The sequence below is a fragment of the Achromobacter pestifer genome, assembly GCF_902859625.1.
GTDB classification, from domain to species: domain Bacteria; phylum Pseudomonadota; class Gammaproteobacteria; order Burkholderiales; family Burkholderiaceae_B; genus Achromobacter; species Achromobacter pestifer.
Window position 1 is genome coordinate 197,361 of sequence record NZ_CADIJX010000001.1, and the last position, 14,840, is coordinate 212,200.

Here is a 14,840-nt window from a genome sequence, read left to right on the forward strand (position 1 = left end):
AGGCTGTTGGCGAAGGGTCATGAAGCAGGCCTATCATGGAGACCGATTCTGTTGGAGCCGCCATGCATACGCCTGCCACCCGCCTCGTCATCTTTGATTGCGACGGCGTTTTGATCGATAGCGAAATCATTGCGGCGCGCGCCCAGTCGCGCGCGCTGGCCGAACACGGCATCACCATTACCCCCGAAGAAGCCGCCCACCGGTTCGCGGGCATTCCGGACGCCGATATGTGGCAGACGCTGCAAGCGGAGAACGCCTGCGCCTTGCCCGAGGGCTTTGCGCGGCAGTATGCCGACCGCTTGGAAACCACGTTCAGGCAGGAACTCAGGGCATTGCCCCACGTCCACGAGACCTTGGCCACGCTGCGCGAACGCGGGCTGGAAATCTGCGTGGCCTCCAGCAGCACGCCGCCCAAGCTGGAAGCGGCGTTGCGGCTGGTGGGCCTGTGGGACGCCTTTGCGCCGAATGTGTTCAGTACGGCGCAGGTGGCCAAGGGCAAGCCCGCGCCGGACGTCTTCCTGTTTGCCGCGCGTCAGATGCGCACTGCCATCCTGGACTGCGTGGTGGTGGAAGACAGCGTGCCGGGTGTGCGGGCGGCTCGCGCTGCGCGCATGCGGGCCGTGGGGTTCGTGGGCGCGTCGCACAACGGGCCGGATCAGCGGCAGCGCCTGCTGGACGAAGGCGCCTCGGACGTTATCGACGACCTGAGCCTGCTGCCGGACCTGCTGTAGTCACGCCGCCAGGGGAACCGGTTCAGGCTTGATGCGCACGGCGCGCAGCACGCCGATCACCAGGCAGACGATGCCCGCCATCGTCAACGGCTCGGGCATCGTGCCGCGAAGGATGAAGGCATAGGCCAACGCGGCCAGCGTTTCAAACACGATCAATTGGCCAGCCAGCGCCGTGGGCAGCCGTTGGCTGGCCTCGTTCCAGCACAGCGTGCCCAGCCAGGATGCGAACAAGCCGATGATGATCATCAATCCCAGGAATACCTCGGGGCGCGGCCCCAGCGGCATGGCGAACGCGCTGCCCGTGGCAGCCATGCCGCCCCATAGCACCGCATAGCCAGCCAGGGCCAGGGGCAGGGTGGCCACGCCCTGCGCGGTGGCCCAGGTGCGGGGGCTGCGATCGGGATGGGCGCGCAGCCAGTCGGCGTTGCGCAGTGGGTACCAGGTCCAGCAGGCCACGGCGCCCAGCGCCAGCAACGCGCCGATGGCGTAGCGCGACAGGTCGGCATCGGCTTCCTGGCGCAGCGCTTGCAGCTCCACCTGATTGACGCAGCCGATGCCCAGCGCGATCAGCGCCAGCGACGGCGCCAGCCGCTTCCAGGGCAGTTTGCCGTCGCGGCGGGCATTGCGCAGATTGGCGCAGATGGCGATCACCACCGGCAGCGTGCCGATGATCATGGTCGGGACCGGCCCGCCCGCACGCTGGATGGCGCTGGCCAGGCACAGGTAGTACAGCAGGTTGCCAATGGCAGCCAGCTTCAGGGCTTCCATCCAATCGGCGCGGCTCAAGAGGCGCAGGCGATGGCGGTCCAGCCAGGCAAGCGGTAACGCGATCAGGCCGAACGCCAGATAGCGCGCCACCGATTGCAGCGCGGCGGGGTATTCCGGCAGCAGCAGCGGTCCCACGAATACCAGCCCCCACATCAGGCCGGCGGCCAGGGCATACAGGGTTCCCGCCCACATACGGTGCTCCAGGTGATCAATGCGCGCAGTCTAGCCAGCGGCGGGCGGGCCGGTCTTGTACCAGATTGCGGTGGCGGGACGCCTAGGCGCGGACCTGCTTCTGGTAGCGGGCGGGCGTGACGCCGTAGCGGCGGGAAAACGCACGGGTCAGATGGGCCTGATCGGTCAGGCCGGCGGCCAGCGCCACCTGGGCAGGTTCGATGCCGGCGGCCAGCAGGCGCTTGGCTTCAAACAAGCGTAGCGCCATCAGCATCTGTTGCGGGGTGGCGTGATATTGCGCCTGGAAGCGGCGCAGGAAGTGGAAGGGGCTCAGCCCCGCCACGGCCGCCAGTTCTTCCAGCGTCAGGCGGCGCGACAGATGGGCGCGCAGGTAATCGACGACCGGCGCAAAGCGCAGCGCGCCTTCGGCCGGCGTGCGGCGGGGCACTTGGGCGTGGCGGCGGAATTCATTCAACAGCGTGTGCAGGGCACTGTCGAAGGCCAGCGGTTCACGCGCTTGCCACAAGGTATCCAGCAACGCCGTCACGCGCTGCGCGCCGGCCCGATCGTGGCCGACGGCCGTGTCGAACCACCATCCCGCTTCGCCAGTCACGCGAGCCACGACGTCCGGGTCGATGTAGACCATGCGGTAGCGCCAGCCGGATGCGGTTTCAGCGCGGCCGGTGTGCAATTCATCCGGATTCATCAGCACGACCGACCCGGAGGGCGCCAGGTGTTCCGTGCCCCGGTAGCGAAAGCGCTCAACCCCGGATTCGATGGCGCCCAGACCATAGGCTTCATGCGTGTGGGGTTCAAAAGCGTGGCGCACGATGTGGGCGCGGTACAGCTCCACGCCGGGCTGGTGCGTCGCGCGCCGAAATTCGGCGCGGTCATTGGGATGGTCGAACGCGGCCGGCACGCCCGTCAGGACGGGCGCACCCGGCTCTTGCAAGACGGCGGGGGCGGGACGCATGCCTGGGATTTAAGCACGGCGGGCCGGGTCTTGCGCTTGCATGTCGCGGGCGCGTGTCAACAGCAGTTCGCGCTCGCGGGCGTTGCGGGTCATGCCTGCGGCGCGCTCGAATTCGGCATGGGCCTCGGCATGGCGGCCCAGTTTGGCCAGCAGGTCGCCGCGCACGCTAGGCAGCCAGTGGTAGTTGGCCAGCACGGGGTCCAAGGACAAGGCGTCAACCAGTTCCAGCCCGGCTTGCGGGCCGAAGGCCATGCCAACGGCCACCGCGCGGTTCAAGGCCACCACGGGCGAAGGCATCACCTGCGCCAGCACGTCATACAGCGCCACGATGCGGGGCCAATCGGTGTCCTGCGGCGTGCGGGCGCGGGCGTGGCAGGCGGCCAGCTCGGCTTGCAGCGCGTAGGGTCCCAGCACGCCGCCTTGGGCGGCAGAGCGCGTCAACGCAGCCAGCCCGCGCCGGATCAGCAGCGAGTCCCAGCGGGTGCGGTCCTGGTCCATCAGCAGCACGGGGCGGCCTTGCGCATCCGTGCGGGCGTGCAGGCGGGACGCTTGCAGCTCCATCAAGGCCACCAATCCGTGCACCTCGCTTTCGCCCGGGGTCAGCTCGGCCAGGATGCGGCCCAGGCGCAGGGCTTCGTCGCAGAGCGCCGGGCGCATCCAGTCATCGCCCGACGTTGCCGAATAGCCTTCGTTGAAAATCAGATAGACGACTTCCAGCACCGAGGCCAACCGGGGGCCGCGGTCTTGCTCGCGCGGCACTTCAAACGGCACCTTGGCCGCAGTCAGGCTGCGCTTGGCGCGCACGATGCGCTGGGCGATCGTGGACTCCGAAGCCAGGAAGGCGCGGGCGATCTCGGCGGTGGACAGGCCGCCCAGCAGCCGCAGCGTCAGCGCCACGCGCGCTTCGGTCGTCAGGACGGGATGGCAGGCGGTAAACACCAGGCGCAGCAGGTCGTCGCCAATATCGTCCTGGCGGGCGGCGTCCAGCGCATCGACGAAATCGGGTTCCACGTCAGCCTGCAAGGCCTCCAGCTCGTGGCTGATCTGGTCATGCTTGCGGGTGTGCAAGGCGTCCAGGCGCAAGCGGTCGCGGGCGCGGTTTTTTGCAGTGGTCATCAGCCACGCTCCCGGGTTGTCCGGCACGCCGGTATCGGGCCAGCGTTCCAGGGCGGCCACCAGCGCATCCTGCGCCAGCTCTTCAGCCAGGCCGACGTCGCGCACCAGGCGCGCAACGCCGGCGATGACGCTGGCGGCCTCGATCCGCCAGACCGCCTCGATGGCCCGGTGCGTGGCCGTCTGGCTCATGCGCCGGCAGCTTCGCCGGGAACCATGTACACCAATTCCCAGATGTGGCCGTCCAGGTCTTCAAAGCCGTGGGCGTACATGAAACCGTGGTCTTGCGGCGTGCGCGGCGCCGTGCCGCCAGCGGCAATCGCGCGGGCGACCAGATCGTCGACTTCGGCGCGGCTGTCGCATGACAGGGCGATCAGTACCTCGGTGGCCTTGGTGGCGTCGACCAGCGGCTTGCCGGTGAATCCCTGGAAAAAGTCCTTGGTCAGCAGCATGGCGTAGATGTCGTCGCTGATGACCATGCAGGCGCCTTGGTCGTTGGTGAATTGCGGGTTGAACGTGAAGCCCAGGGCCTTGAAAAACGCCTGCGACTTTTGCATGTCGCCGATGGGCAGATTGACGAAGATTTGCTTGTGCATGTTCGTGCTCCAGGGGGTGGGTTAACGCTTTTCGGCCAGGGTTTTCAGGTTGGTCAGTCCATCTTCAAAGTCCTGCCCGACCATGCGGTCCATATTGAAGAAGATGTGCATCAGTTTGGCGATGTAATTCAGCCGGCCTTCCATCAGCCACGTGACGCGGGTGCCGTCGTCTTGCGGGGTCAGGCTGAACGTGACCTGGTTGACGGCCGAGAACGGCTTGACGAAGGTCAGGCGCATCGTCACGGTCGAGTTCGGCTGTGCGGTCTCGATGCGCATGTCGCCCACGCCGACCTTGTCGCTTTCCCAGGCGTACGTCGCGCCCGGGCCGACGGTGGTTTCACCATAGCGGCCTTTGATGGCAGGGTCTTTTTTCTCGTACGGATTCCAGGTATTGAACGCGCGCAGGTCGTTGATAAGGGGGAACAGGCGTTCAGGCGGAGCCTGGATCTGCGCGCTGCGTTCGACGCGGAACGTGTCGGGTCGCGTGGCCGCATACGCCAGCAGGACAAGGATGGCGGCCAGGACAATCAACAATACGGTTTTCAGCATGATGAATGAGGTCCTGGCGGATTAGTGGCCAACGCCCGGAATGTCGCGGTAGCGCTCCACCGCCGGGCTGGGCCCGAAGTCTTCCAGTTCAAACAACTGGCGCACCTCGACCGCGCAGGATTGGCCAGGGAAGGGCTGGGGAAAGCGCAAGGCCCATTGCATCGCTTCCTCGCGGGAGCGCACCTGGATCAGGGTGTAGCCGGCGATCAATTCCTTGGTCTCGGCAAACGGGCCGTCCACCACCTTGCGCTGGCCGCCGTCGTATTCCACGCGCCACCCTTTGGACGACGGGTGCAGGCCGTTGGCATCCAGCAGCACGCCGGCCTTGGCCAGCGCCTCGTGGTAAGTCGTCATCGAGGCAAGCAGGCTTTCTTCCGGCATCACGCCGGCTTCGCTGTCGGGCGTGGCCCGGACGATGATCATGAATCGCATCTGAGTCTCTCCTTGGTCTGGAAATGACAACCCGGGTTGGTGTTTGATTTTCCGGGCTTGTACAGGCACGACGAACGGCGAGACATCAGATCGACAAAGAATTTTCAAACCTAGGGTAAGTACTAGGTCTGAGCGAGCCTGCACCTACATGAAGCAGGGACCCAGCTCGCGGACTTCGATGGTTGCCCATTGGGCAGCCGGACATTCGGCGGCCAGCGCCAGCGCTTCCTCGCGCGTGTCGCATGTCAGCAGGAAGAATCCGCCGATCATTTCCTTGGCTTCGGCAAAGGGGCCATCCACCAGCGAGCGGTCGCCTTCGCGAATCTGCAAGCGCACGCCTTCGGTTTCCGATTTCAGGGATTCGGCGGCGGCCAGCAGGCCGCGCGCCTTCAGGTCTTCGGCGTAGCGCAGCATCTGCGCATAGACCTCGCGGCCTTCTTCCGGCGTGCGTTGGGCGCGCTGGCCCACGGGTTCAACAATCAGCAGCAGATAGGACATGGGAATTCCCGGTTCGGGTTCGCGATGACGAGTTCGGGAAGCTTACGTCAGTCTTCCCGGAAAATCGATTCCATGCGGGCGCTGCATGCCCAGGCAATCGCTACGGCCAGCGGCAGGATGGGGGCATCCCTGCCGGTTTTTCCGAACGGGCAGGAATCAGGTCGGCGCGGGGGCCGCTGCCGTGGTGGGCGATGGCGCGGCGGAGGGCGCCTGGGCGGACGACGCCGCAGGCTTGGCGGGCGCCGTGGCTTCCTTGACCGGCGTCTGTTTCGGCGCGATGTCCATGATCAGTTCGACGCGGCGGTTGGCCGCCCGGCCGGCGGGCGTGTCATTGGATTCGATGGGCCGCGTTTCGGCGTAGCCCACGGCGCGCAGGCGCGGGGCGGCCACGCCGTCACGCACCAGTTCCCGCAGCACGCTGGTGGCGCGGCTGCTGGACAATTCCCAATTGGACGCGAATTGCCGGGTCTGGATCGGCACGGGATCGCTGTGGCCTTCCACCGAGACCTGGTATTCGTTCTTGGTCAGGATGGTGGCCAGACGCTTGATCACGTCCAGGCCGGCGGGGCTGAGCGTGGCTTGACCCGAGGGGAACAGCAGTTCGTTACTGATGCGGAAGCTGACCGACTGTTCGTTGATGATCACGTCCACTGATTTGCCCAGATCGCCCAGGCCCAGGGATTCCTTGGAAGGCGCCATCAGCGGCGGTGCGGCATCCGCCACCTTCACGCCGTCATCGGCCGGCGGCGCGTCGGCGGCGGCGGCAGCGGCCACGACGGGCGGTTCCGCCCAACTGGCGGGGATCGGCGTCGTGTCGAATTCGGAATATTCGCCGTCGTACTTCGGCAGGCCGCTGGTGGCCAGCGTGCCGACCAGGTCCACCGGCGCATCGGACGCCTCGGGGGCCTGGCCGTGCAGGCGTGTCACGGCCAGCATCACCACCAGCATGGCCAGCAGCAAGGTGATCAGGTCCAGGTAGCTCAGCAGCCAGTTCTCGGAGTCCTGTTCCACGGTCTCTTCGACGTGCCAGCGCGCGTAGCGGTCCTTGCGGTCTGCCTGGCTAGGGCGCCAGCCGCTGGTGTCCGCCGCTTTCTGGGCGCGCAGTTGAGCCTGGCGGGCCTTTTCGATCCGCTGCGCCAGGGAAGGGGAAATCAGGCTCATTGGCGCGCAGGGGTCGGGCGGGTAATGGAAACAGGCTGGACGGCGGGCTTGACCTGGCCTTCCGTCTTGGCCTTGGGTTTGGGCTGGGGCGTGGCGGCGGCGCCGCCATCGAAGATTTCGTCTTCGACATGCATGACGAAGGAATTCAGGGTTTCACGCACGACGGCCGGGCCGCGCTTCTCGCACATCATCGAGATGCCTTGCAGCACCATGTTCATCGACTCGACGCGGCGCGCAGTGCGGCGTTCCAGCTTCAAGGCGATCGGCTTGCAGATCAGGTTGGCCAGCAAGATGCCGTAGAACGTCGTCATCAGGCCAACGGCCAGATGCTGGCCGATCATCGTCATGCTGCCGTCGCCCAACACCGCCATCAGATTGATCAAGGCGACAAGCGTGCCCAGCATGCCGAAGGCCGGCGCAAACGTGGCCATCACGCGGAACATCTGCGCTTCTGCCTGTTCGCGGGCACGCAGGCGGGCAACACGCCATTGCAGGACTTCAATGATCTGGTCTTCGGGGGTGTTGTCGATGATCAGCTGCACGCCCGTGCGCAGGAACGGATTCGCGACCTTTTTCAGTTCTTGCTCGACCTTGTGGACGTCGGTGTTCATCCACAACTGGGCCATCCCCACCAGTTCTTCGATGTCGCGCTGCTGGTCATGCTGGTCGTTGCGGAACACCGTGCGTACCAGGCTGAAGATGCGCAGTACTTCCGGAAGCGGGTAGGCAATGAACAGGGCGGCGCAGGTGCCGCCCAGAACGATGGCCAGGCCAGGCAGGTTGAAGTACATGCTGGCGTCGGTGGCGGACAGCGCCACGACGATAAGCAGGGTAAGCAGGCCGACGACGGCGCCGATGACGGAAGACGGATTCATGGATCTTGCCCGAAGGGGAAGGCATTCCATGCGCGGAATGCCGGATTTTCGGGAAATTCTAGCCAGGACTCGCAAGAGTCAATCCGCCGGAAAGCAGGGCGAAAGGGCCGGTAAGCGCCGGCTTAACCCATGGGTCGGCCCGCGTTGCTTCAGACGAAAAATGGGGCCGGATTCTGCGCGTCAGGTCAGCCGCGCGCGCCGCTCAAGCCATTCGTCTCGCGTGATTTCCCAGATCTCGGCAGGCTGCCGGCCACTGACGAAACCCCGTTCTTCGATGCCCACGACGCGCATTCCGCCGCGTTCGGAAATCTTGCGCGACCCGGTGTTCGCGATGGCTTTGGGGGCGCGCAGCAGGGGCTTGTTCAGCACGTCGAACCAATAGGCAGTGACGGCCTCGCTGGCCTCGGTCATGTAGCCCAGGCCGTGGTGGTCGGGGTCCAGCCAGAAGCCGCGATTGTTGCGGGAGTCGTTGTCCATCAGGCTGACGACGCCGATCAGGTGGTCGGGGGCGGCCAGGGTGCGCACCGTCCAATGCCATTCCTCGCCCCGGCCTATGGCGGGCAGCGCCACGTGTTGCAGGTACTGGCGGGCGCCATCTGCCGGATACGGCCAAGGCACCTGATCCGCCAGGAAACGCACCACTTCCCATTGCGGAAAAATGTGCTGGATGGCCTCGGCGTCTTGCAGGGCAAGCGGCTGTAGCGTCAAGCGGGCGGTCGTCAGGGCGGGGTAGGGGATGGCGTCTGGCATGGCTGGCGCACTAGGGGTTGCGGGGGGTGAGGCCGGATATGTATATCATGGGCGATATTCTGGCGGCCCGTCGCCCCAGCCGCCGCAGCATTGGAGAACCACATGAATACCCCCACCGAAAACGTCAGCATGGCGCTTTTCTGCGACTTCGAGAACGTAGCGCTGGGTGTGCGCGACACCAAATACCAGAAATTCGACATCCGGCCCGTGCTGGAACGCCTGTTGCTCAAGGGCAGCATCGTCGTCAAGAAAGCCTACTGCGATTGGGAACGCTACAAGGAATTCAAGGCTCCCATGCACGAGGCCAATTTCGAGCTGATCGAAATTCCGCACGTGCGCCAATCGGGCAAGAATTCGGCCGATATCCGGCTGGTCGTGGATGCGCTGGACTTTTGCTATACCAAGTCGCACGTCAACACGTTCGTGATCATCAGCGGTGATTCCGATTTTTCGCCGCTGGTGTCCAAGCTGCGCGAGAACAATAAGAAGGTGATCGGCGTGGGCGTGAAGCAGTCCACGTCCGACCTGCTGATCGCCAACTGCGATGAATTCATTTTCTACGACGATCTGGCGCGCGAAGGCCAGCGCACCGCCGATGCACGTCGCGACAACCGGGGCGGCGCCAGTACCGGCCAGCGCCGGACGCCGGACGAAGAGCGTCGCCGCAAGGAAGAGCTTGACGCCCGCAAGACCCAGGCCGTGGAAATGGTGGCTGAGACGTTCGAGGCGCTGATGGCCGAACGCGGCGACAGCGGCAAGGTGTGGGCGTCGGCCCTGAAGGACGCGCTCAAGCGCCGCAGGCCTGATTTCAACGAGTCGTACTACGGCTTCCGGGCGTTTGGCAACTTGCTGGAAGAAGCGCAGTCGCGCGGCTTCCTGGAAGTGGGCCGCGAGGAGAACGCGGGCACCTACGTGTACCGCGACAGCACCAGCGGCGTGCCGGCGGTCACCAGTGGCGCCGGCAACAACGGCGGCAACAGCGGTGGCAACAGCGGGTCGCGTTCGGCGTCGTCGCGCCAACCCGCCGTGGCGGAATCGACTGATGCGCAAGCCGGTGCGGCGCAAGAGGAATCCAGTTCCAGGTCTTCTCGCAAGTCGCGTGGCGGCCGCAAGTCGTCCGGTTCGGGCCGTGGGTCCGCCCCGCGCGCCGAGCAGGCGGCAAGCGAAGAGACCGCCTCGGCCGCGCCGGTAACGCCGTCGGAGACCGTTTCCGACGTGCCGTCCGTGGCAGCGGCGGTTGCCCCGGTCGTTGCCCCGTCTGAAGCGCCTCGGGCGACGCCGGCAGCAAAACAGCCGGATGGCCCCTCGCAAGAAGAAAAGCAGGCAGAAGCCGCCAAGATCGCCACGATGCAGGCAGACGCCCTGGCGCGCGCGCAAGAGTCCAAGCCGGTGCAAGCTTCCCGGTTGCCGCCCATGCCCAAGCCGTTCCAACCGACGCGCCAGGCCACGGTCGTCGCCGGGCCGCCGCCCACGGTGAATATCGCTGAATGGACCTTTGCCGAGCCCGCGCCGGATGCGCGCCGCGAGTCCGCCAGCAAGACGCCCGCCAAGGTGTCCGATCCGTTTGCGGGCGGTTCGCCCAGCCCTGCGGTGGAAGCGCCGGCCGTTCCGGTCACCAAGCGCGCCCCGGCCCGCAGCCGCACGGCTGCCAAGACCGCCACGCCCAAGGCGGGCGACACGGGCAAGACGTCGCATGCTGCCGCTAAGACTGCCTCTGCCCCGCAGGCTGACGCAGCCGCTGATACGACGGCTAAACCGGCCACCAAATCGGCCACCAAATCGGCAACCAAGCCTGCCACCAAAGCCGCCAGCAAGACCGCCACCGGCGCACGCCGGCCGCGCAAGACAGCCGCCTCGGAAACCTGAGGCAGCGCGGGTTCAGATCGCCGGGACGCGGTAGCGGCCCGGCGTGACGCCCAACTCGCGTTTGAACATCGCGATGAACGCACTGACGTTGTCATAGCCCAGGTCCAGCGCCACGGTAGTGACCGGCACATTGGCGGCCAGCATTTCCTGCGCCCGCATCAGCCGGGCGTGCTGGCGCCAAGCGCCCAGGGTCATGCCCGTTTCGGCCTGGAAGCGGCGAGCCAGCGTGCGCGGCGCCATCCCGATCATCTTTGCCCAGGCGTCCAGTTGCCGCGTATCGGACGGCTGGTCCGACAGCGCCAGCGCCAAGCGTCGTAGCCGGGGTTCTTGCGGCAGTATCAACGCCGCTCCGGTTCGGGGCAGGGTGCGAACTTCGTCCCGGATCAACGCCTCGATGTGGCGGCGAGCCGTCTCGGGCGCCCCGTCTTCCCAAGAGGCGGCCCGATCCACGGCCGCCACCAGCAGCGCCGATGCGTGCAGCAGGCAGGGGGCGGTCGGCAAGCCGGCGCAGGCGGCGGGGCTCAGGTACGCGCTATAGCCGGAGTAGGGGCCATGGGAGTGCAGCCCGTGTGGTTGATTGGGCGGTATCCAGACGGCATGCATGGATGGCACCACCCATTGCTGGTCGCCCGCATAGACCGTCAACAAACCCTGATAGGCGCCCAGCAGTTGTCCTCGCGCGTGCTGGTGCATGGCGGTGTCACGCCGAGCACCGTCTGCGCGGCGCACGGCGATCAGCCGCTGGCCGTGCCGTGACCGGGCGCGCTCAGGCGTCAGCAAAGGCGAGGGGGAGGCCGAAGGTTCCATATGGCTGAAATACCGTATTGATTGTCTGAAAAACCGCAGAACTGCCAAGCCGGCCAGCCTATCGTAACGCTTGGGTTCAACAATCGGGAATGAAAAATGCAAGCACAGGATGTGTTGCCGGATGGCATTGAGCAGGGGACTTTCAACGGCGTATCCGTACGCAAAGGGACGGTGGGCGCGTTTCTGGCCAATGCCCGGGTATGGCTGGATCCCCTGGCGGCCCCGCAGGCGATCGAAGCCGCCAAGCAGGATATCCAGGCCGCGCTGCCCGCCTTGCATGCGCTTGGCCTGTTCGAGATCCTGGCGGTCAAGGACGCCGGCTTGCGCGCCTGGCTGCAAGCCGCAGGCCAAAGCCAGGACGGTGAACTATGATTCCACCTTTTGGGCCTGAGCTGCGCCATGCCGTCGGTGCCGCAGCGTCCCCGCCGCCGGATTTTCCATGCAATACGTATTGATCAGTTCCTGCCTGCTGGGCAATCCCGTGCGCTATGACGGGCGCGGCGTGCCCAACGGGGACGCGGTGCTGGCCCGTTGGCTGGACGAAGGCCGGGTCGTGCCTGTCTGCCCCGAGGTGGCGGGCGGCATGCCGATTCCCCGGCCGCCGGCCGAGATCGAACCCGGGAAATCGGCGGCCGCCGTGCTGGACTCGGGCGCCCGGGTCGTGGCGGTGACGGGCGAAGACGTGACGCTGCCGTTCGTGCAAGGCGCGCAAGCGGCGCTGGCCGCGGCGCGGCAGCACGGCATCCATATCGCGGTGCTGAAAGAAGGCAGTCCTTCCTGTGGCAGCGGCTATGTCTATGACGGCCATTTCGCGGGTCGCCGCCAGCCCGGCGTCGGCGTGACGGCGGAACTGTTGGCGCGAGCGGGCGTGCGGGTCTTCAGCGAAAAACAATGGGGCGAAGCCCAGGCCTGTCTGGCCGAGTGGGAGGCAAAGCGTGTGGATTAGCGCAGGCGCCCTGATCCTGGTGTTGCTGGCGGTCGCCGTGGGCGGCGGGTGGTGGGGGCGGAATCCTGCCGGGCAGCGCGCCGCCGGAACCGCCGCGCGCCGTGGGTTTGCCCGCTTTGCCGCCATTCCGTGCCTGGCGCTATCCGCCTTCTTCTATTACGCCTGGTATGCGTTCTACTGGAAGTGGGATTTCAACGAACTGGGGCGTTACTACGACCCCATAGACCAGGTGGTCTACACGTCGTCCGGCTTCGTCTGGGTGATCCCGGCGACCGCGTTGCTGGTCGCCGGATTGTGGTGCGGCTGGCGGCGCTGAAGGATTCCCGCGCCCCGGCAATCATTCGCTGCGGATGTTCGCGGCCTTCACGATTTTGCCGTTGTCGGCGTATTCGCGCCGCACCTGTTCCACGAACTGTTCCACGGTGCCCGGCGACATGATGTTCAGCGCGTCGGTCAAGGGCTTGCTGATGTCGGGCATGGCGGCGACCTTGTTGATGACTGCATTCATGCGCTGGCGAAAATCGGGGCTGGACGTGGCCGGGGCGAAGAAGCCGAACGTGGACGTCATGTTGGCCATTGGATAGCCCAGTTCCGCAAAGGTCGGCGCATCCGGCCGGCCGGGCAGACGGGCCGGGGATCCCACCGCCAGGAGCTTGAGCTTGCCTTCGTCGATCAGCGTGTTGACGGGGGCGGACGCATTGACCAGCATCAACGTGAACTGGCCGCCCAGCGCGTCGGGCACCATCTGAGCCATGCCCTTGTATGGCACGTGCGTGATGCGCACGTTTGCCTGGCCATTGATCTGCTCCAGCATCAGATGCCCCAGCGACCCGACGCCGGCCGTTGCCAGCGACAGCCCGTTGGGGTCCGCCTTGGCCTGATCCAGCATGTCTTTGAAATTCTTTCCCGTGAATTTCGGGCCACCCACCAGGTACACCGGCGAATACATGACGGCTGCCACCGGCGCCAGATCCTTCAGCGGGTCGTACAGGGTCTTCATCACATGGGGCGACAGCGTCACCGGGCTGACGGCCGTGAAACCCAGGGTGTTTTCGTCGTGCGCGCGCGCCACCGTGTTCATGCCGATCATGCCGCCCGCGCCGCCCCGGTTTTCAACGATGACGGGCCGGTCCAATTCGGTTGCCAGCTTTTGCGCGAAGGCGCGCGCGGTGTTGTCGACGATGCCGCCCGCGCCATACGGCACCACGATCGTCAGGGTTTGCGGCTTGGCGCCCGTCTGGGCGTGGCTCGCGAAAGAGACCACGCAAGCCGCGCTGACAGCGCACAGCGTCGCGATCCGTTTGAAGTTGAACATGGCTTCCCCTTGCTGCCCGGCGTCTTGGCCGCGCGTTCGTTGTGACGGCGGCCCAAAGCAGCGCGCCGGCTTGCAGTGTGTGCAGGCCGGCGCGTCGGGGCAATGGGGAATATCCGGGGTTGCGGGGTCAGTTGGCGCGGTAGCCGCGGCTGGTCATGCAGGAATCCAGCGACCGGTTGTACGTGTCCACCATGATTTGCGTGGTCCATTGCGAGATGGTGGCCGGGTCGTAGCCGCTTTGGTTCATGGCCCAGCGTTGGCAATCGGTTGTGGCGTTTGCCTGTGCCTGGTTGACCTTGGGCGCGGCGTCGTACTGAACCGGTGCATATTGCGGTTGCGGCTGCGCGTAGGCGACAGGGGGCGCGGCGTACACCGGCGGGGCGTCATAGACCGGCGCCGCATACACGGGCGGGCTGCTGTAGACGACCCCGGGCGCGTACACCCCGGTCTGCGCGTAGGTCGGGCCGGAATCCGCCGCCAGCAGCAAACCTACCGCCGCCAGCGCAAAGGCGCCGCCCACCCACCATCCGGCCGAGCTGCTGCCGCCACCGCCATGGTGGTGGTATCCGCCGCCACCGTGATAGCCATTGTTATAGCCGCCGTGATAGCCGCCGCCACCGCCCCAGCCGCCGCGTCCGCCAGCCATCACGGGCGCGCTTGCCACGGCAAGCGCCAGTGCCACGACAACCATCCGGCCTGTAAACCGTTTCATGATCTTGCTCCTGATTCGCCTGGAACCGGCCCGTTGCAAGGGCCCAAGGCGATAGCGTTACTTTACTGCTGCGCGAGCACCAAAGGTTGTTGCAAAAGCTACGGGTATTTCAACTGACTTCAGGGTTTGTCGCAGGAGCGCGACAGACCCGGTTGCAGCCGCACGACAAGATTGTCGTCAAATCGCGACGCCACGGTGTGCAGGGTTTCGTAAGTCTCGTAACCCGGCTTCTCGACGCACCAGTTCCAGAAATACGATTCGGATCCGTGCAGCATCATCGATTCGACGCGCCATTCCGATTGCGAGGCGAAGCTGGCAACCCCGTTGACCGCCGTCTGTGTTTCTTGACGCGAGCGCTCTCTGCCATAGGGATAAGAGCTGGAAATGAGGACGACACGCGCATCCGCCAACGGCTGTGATTGCGGGTCCTGGACGGTGGCGCGCGCCGACGGTTGTAGCGTCTTATAAACGGGATAGGGCACGCAACCGTTAAGGCTGAAGGCCAGCGCGGCGGGCAGCACAAACTGCAATAAGCGTAACGAAGCTGACATCTGGTGTGGAACAAGTCCCTTTGAAG

General features: G+C 65.8%; 19 protein-coding genes. 5 read left to right on the forward strand and 14 right to left on the reverse strand.

Annotated features, from left to right (window positions below):
• Positions 1 to 62 precede the first annotated feature (62 nt).
• Positions 63 to 731 (forward strand): HAD family hydrolase, encoded by a 669-nt coding sequence (locus HV753_RS00870; protein ID WP_175172535.1) that lies wholly within the window; start codon positions 63 to 65, stop codon positions 729 to 731.
• On the opposite strand, the gene HV753_RS00875 is transcribed toward HV753_RS00870, so the two are convergent.
• The 10 genes from HV753_RS00875 to HV753_RS00920 form a co-directional block, all read right to left on the reverse strand.
• Positions 732 to 1,691, reverse strand: a complete 960-nt coding sequence (locus HV753_RS00875) for a DMT family transporter (RefSeq protein WP_175172536.1) — start codon at positions 1,689 to 1,691, stop codon at positions 732 to 734.
• 82 nt (positions 1,692 to 1,773) lie between these two features.
• Positions 1,774 to 2,643, reverse strand: a complete 870-nt coding sequence (locus HV753_RS00880) for an AraC family transcriptional regulator (protein ID WP_175172537.1) — start codon at positions 2,641 to 2,643, stop codon at positions 1,774 to 1,776.
• A gap of 9 nt (positions 2,644 to 2,652) precedes the next feature.
• On the reverse strand, positions 2,653 to 3,948 hold the full coding sequence (locus HV753_RS00885) for an RNA polymerase sigma factor (RefSeq protein ID WP_175172538.1): 1,296 nt from the start codon (positions 3,946 to 3,948) through the stop codon (positions 2,653 to 2,655).
• Positions 3,945 to 4,352, reverse strand: a complete 408-nt coding sequence (locus HV753_RS00890) for a VOC family protein (protein ID WP_175172539.1) — start codon at positions 4,350 to 4,352, stop codon at positions 3,945 to 3,947. Before HV753_RS00890 ends, HV753_RS00885 begins: the two co-directional genes overlap by 4 nt.
• A gap of 21 nt (positions 4,353 to 4,373) precedes the next feature.
• Positions 4,374 to 4,901, reverse strand: a complete 528-nt coding sequence (locus tag HV753_RS00895; RefSeq protein WP_175172540.1) for an SRPBCC family protein — start codon at positions 4,899 to 4,901, stop codon at positions 4,374 to 4,376.
• A 21-nt stretch (positions 4,902 to 4,922) separates the two neighbouring features.
• Complete coding sequence (locus HV753_RS00900) at positions 4,923 to 5,333, reverse strand: YciI family protein (RefSeq protein ID WP_175172541.1); 411 nt, start codon at positions 5,331 to 5,333, stop codon at positions 4,923 to 4,925.
• Positions 5,334 to 5,477: 144 nt separating this feature from the next.
• Complete coding sequence (locus tag HV753_RS00905) at positions 5,478 to 5,831, reverse strand: YciI family protein (RefSeq protein ID WP_175172542.1); 354 nt, start codon at positions 5,829 to 5,831, stop codon at positions 5,478 to 5,480.
• A gap of 156 nt (positions 5,832 to 5,987) precedes the next feature.
• Positions 5,988 to 6,992, reverse strand: coding sequence for an OmpA/MotB family protein (locus HV753_RS00910; protein ID WP_175172543.1), 1,005 nt, complete (start codon positions 6,990 to 6,992; stop codon positions 5,988 to 5,990).
• Positions 6,989 to 7,867: a motility protein A gene (locus HV753_RS00915; RefSeq protein ID WP_175172544.1), complete on the reverse strand. Its 879-nt coding sequence runs from the start codon at positions 7,865 to 7,867 to the stop codon at positions 6,989 to 6,991. The genes HV753_RS00910 and HV753_RS00915 overlap by 4 nt, the downstream gene beginning before the upstream one ends.
• Before the next feature lie 180 nt (positions 7,868 to 8,047).
• Entirely contained in the window at positions 8,048 to 8,617 is a 570-nt protein-coding gene (locus HV753_RS00920; protein WP_175172545.1) for a GNAT family N-acetyltransferase, read from the reverse strand.
• Between the two features lie 102 nt (positions 8,618 to 8,719).
• Between HV753_RS00920 and HV753_RS00925 the strand changes: the two genes are divergently transcribed.
• Positions 8,720 to 10,483: an NYN domain-containing protein gene (locus tag HV753_RS00925; protein ID WP_175172546.1), complete on the forward strand. Its 1,764-nt coding sequence runs from the start codon at positions 8,720 to 8,722 to the stop codon at positions 10,481 to 10,483.
• Positions 10,484 to 10,495: 12 nt separating this feature from the next.
• On the opposite strand, the gene HV753_RS00930 is transcribed toward HV753_RS00925, so the two are convergent.
• Positions 10,496 to 11,290, reverse strand: a complete 795-nt coding sequence (locus HV753_RS00930) for an AraC family transcriptional regulator (protein WP_175172547.1) — start codon at positions 11,288 to 11,290, stop codon at positions 10,496 to 10,498.
• 96 nt (positions 11,291 to 11,386) lie between these two features.
• Between HV753_RS00930 and HV753_RS00935 the strand changes: the two genes are divergently transcribed.
• From HV753_RS00935 to HV753_RS00945, 3 genes are all read left to right on the forward strand, one after another.
• Complete coding sequence (locus tag HV753_RS00935; protein WP_175172548.1) at positions 11,387 to 11,662, forward strand: hypothetical protein; 276 nt, start codon at positions 11,387 to 11,389, stop codon at positions 11,660 to 11,662.
• Between the two features lie 67 nt (positions 11,663 to 11,729).
• Entirely contained in the window at positions 11,730 to 12,236 is a 507-nt protein-coding gene (locus HV753_RS00940) for a 2-thiouracil desulfurase family protein (RefSeq protein WP_175172549.1), read from the forward strand.
• Positions 12,226 to 12,552 carry a hypothetical protein gene (locus HV753_RS00945; protein WP_175172550.1) on the forward strand — a complete coding sequence of 109 codons (327 nt, stop codon included), beginning with the start codon at positions 12,226 to 12,228 and terminating at the stop codon, positions 12,550 to 12,552. Before HV753_RS00940 ends, HV753_RS00945 begins: the two co-directional genes overlap by 11 nt.
• A gap of 21 nt (positions 12,553 to 12,573) precedes the next feature.
• Here HV753_RS00945 and HV753_RS00950 read toward each other — a convergent pair whose 3' ends face one another.
• The 3 genes from HV753_RS00950 to HV753_RS00960 all read right to left on the reverse strand — a co-directional run bounded on the left by HV753_RS00950 (position 12,574) and on the right by HV753_RS00960 (position 14,814).
• Complete coding sequence (locus tag HV753_RS00950; RefSeq protein ID WP_175172551.1) at positions 12,574 to 13,551, reverse strand: Bug family tripartite tricarboxylate transporter substrate binding protein; 978 nt, start codon at positions 13,549 to 13,551, stop codon at positions 12,574 to 12,576.
• 127 nt (positions 13,552 to 13,678) lie between these two features.
• Positions 13,679 to 14,263 carry a hypothetical protein gene (locus HV753_RS00955; protein ID WP_175172552.1) on the reverse strand — a complete coding sequence of 195 codons (585 nt, stop codon included), beginning with the start codon at positions 14,261 to 14,263 and terminating at the stop codon, positions 13,679 to 13,681.
• Between the two features lie 119 nt (positions 14,264 to 14,382).
• Complete coding sequence (locus tag HV753_RS00960) at positions 14,383 to 14,814, reverse strand: carboxypeptidase regulatory-like domain-containing protein (RefSeq protein ID WP_175172553.1); 432 nt, start codon at positions 14,812 to 14,814, stop codon at positions 14,383 to 14,385.
• Positions 14,815 to 14,840 lie beyond the last annotated feature (26 nt).

Excerpts from the sequence above, each read along its gene's own strand:
- HV753_RS00870 (WP_175172535.1), top strand. The coding sequence starts at position 63 with ATGCATACGCCTGCCACCCGCCTCGTCATCTTTGATTGCGACGGCGTT.
- HV753_RS00875 (WP_175172536.1), bottom strand. The coding sequence starts at position 1,691 with ATGTGGGCGGGAACCCTGTATGCCCTGGCCGCCGGCCTGATGTGGGGG.
- HV753_RS00880 (WP_175172537.1), bottom strand. The coding sequence starts at position 2,643 with ATGCGTCCCGCCCCCGCCGTCTTGCAAGAGCCGGGTGCGCCCGTCCTG.
- HV753_RS00885 (WP_175172538.1), bottom strand. The coding sequence starts at position 3,948 with ATGAGCCAGACGGCCACGCACCGGGCCATCGAGGCGGTCTGGCGGATC.
- HV753_RS00890 (WP_175172539.1), bottom strand. The coding sequence starts at position 4,352 with ATGCACAAGCAAATCTTCGTCAATCTGCCCATCGGCGACATGCAAAAG.
- HV753_RS00895 (WP_175172540.1), bottom strand. The coding sequence starts at position 4,901 with ATGCTGAAAACCGTATTGTTGATTGTCCTGGCCGCCATCCTTGTCCTG.
- HV753_RS00900 (WP_175172541.1), bottom strand. The coding sequence starts at position 5,333 with ATGCGATTCATGATCATCGTCCGGGCCACGCCCGACAGCGAAGCCGGC.
- HV753_RS00905 (WP_175172542.1), bottom strand. The coding sequence starts at position 5,831 with ATGTCCTATCTGCTGCTGATTGTTGAACCCGTGGGCCAGCGCGCCCAA.
- HV753_RS00910 (WP_175172543.1), bottom strand. The coding sequence starts at position 6,992 with ATGAGCCTGATTTCCCCTTCCCTGGCGCAGCGGATCGAAAAGGCCCGC.
- HV753_RS00915 (WP_175172544.1), bottom strand. The coding sequence starts at position 7,867 with ATGAATCCGTCTTCCGTCATCGGCGCCGTCGTCGGCCTGCTTACCCTG.
- HV753_RS00920 (WP_175172545.1), bottom strand. The coding sequence starts at position 8,617 with ATGCCAGACGCCATCCCCTACCCCGCCCTGACGACCGCCCGCTTGACG.
- HV753_RS00925 (WP_175172546.1), top strand. The coding sequence starts at position 8,720 with ATGAATACCCCCACCGAAAACGTCAGCATGGCGCTTTTCTGCGACTTC.
- HV753_RS00930 (WP_175172547.1), bottom strand. The coding sequence starts at position 11,290 with ATGGAACCTTCGGCCTCCCCCTCGCCTTTGCTGACGCCTGAGCGCGCC.
- HV753_RS00935 (WP_175172548.1), top strand. The coding sequence starts at position 11,387 with ATGCAAGCACAGGATGTGTTGCCGGATGGCATTGAGCAGGGGACTTTC.
- HV753_RS00940 (WP_175172549.1), top strand. The coding sequence starts at position 11,730 with ATGCAATACGTATTGATCAGTTCCTGCCTGCTGGGCAATCCCGTGCGC.
- HV753_RS00950 (WP_175172551.1), bottom strand. The coding sequence starts at position 13,551 with ATGTTCAACTTCAAACGGATCGCGACGCTGTGCGCTGTCAGCGCGGCT.
- HV753_RS00955 (WP_175172552.1), bottom strand. The coding sequence starts at position 14,263 with ATGAAACGGTTTACAGGCCGGATGGTTGTCGTGGCACTGGCGCTTGCC.
- HV753_RS00960 (WP_175172553.1), bottom strand. The coding sequence starts at position 14,814 with ATGTCAGCTTCGTTACGCTTATTGCAGTTTGTGCTGCCCGCCGCGCTG.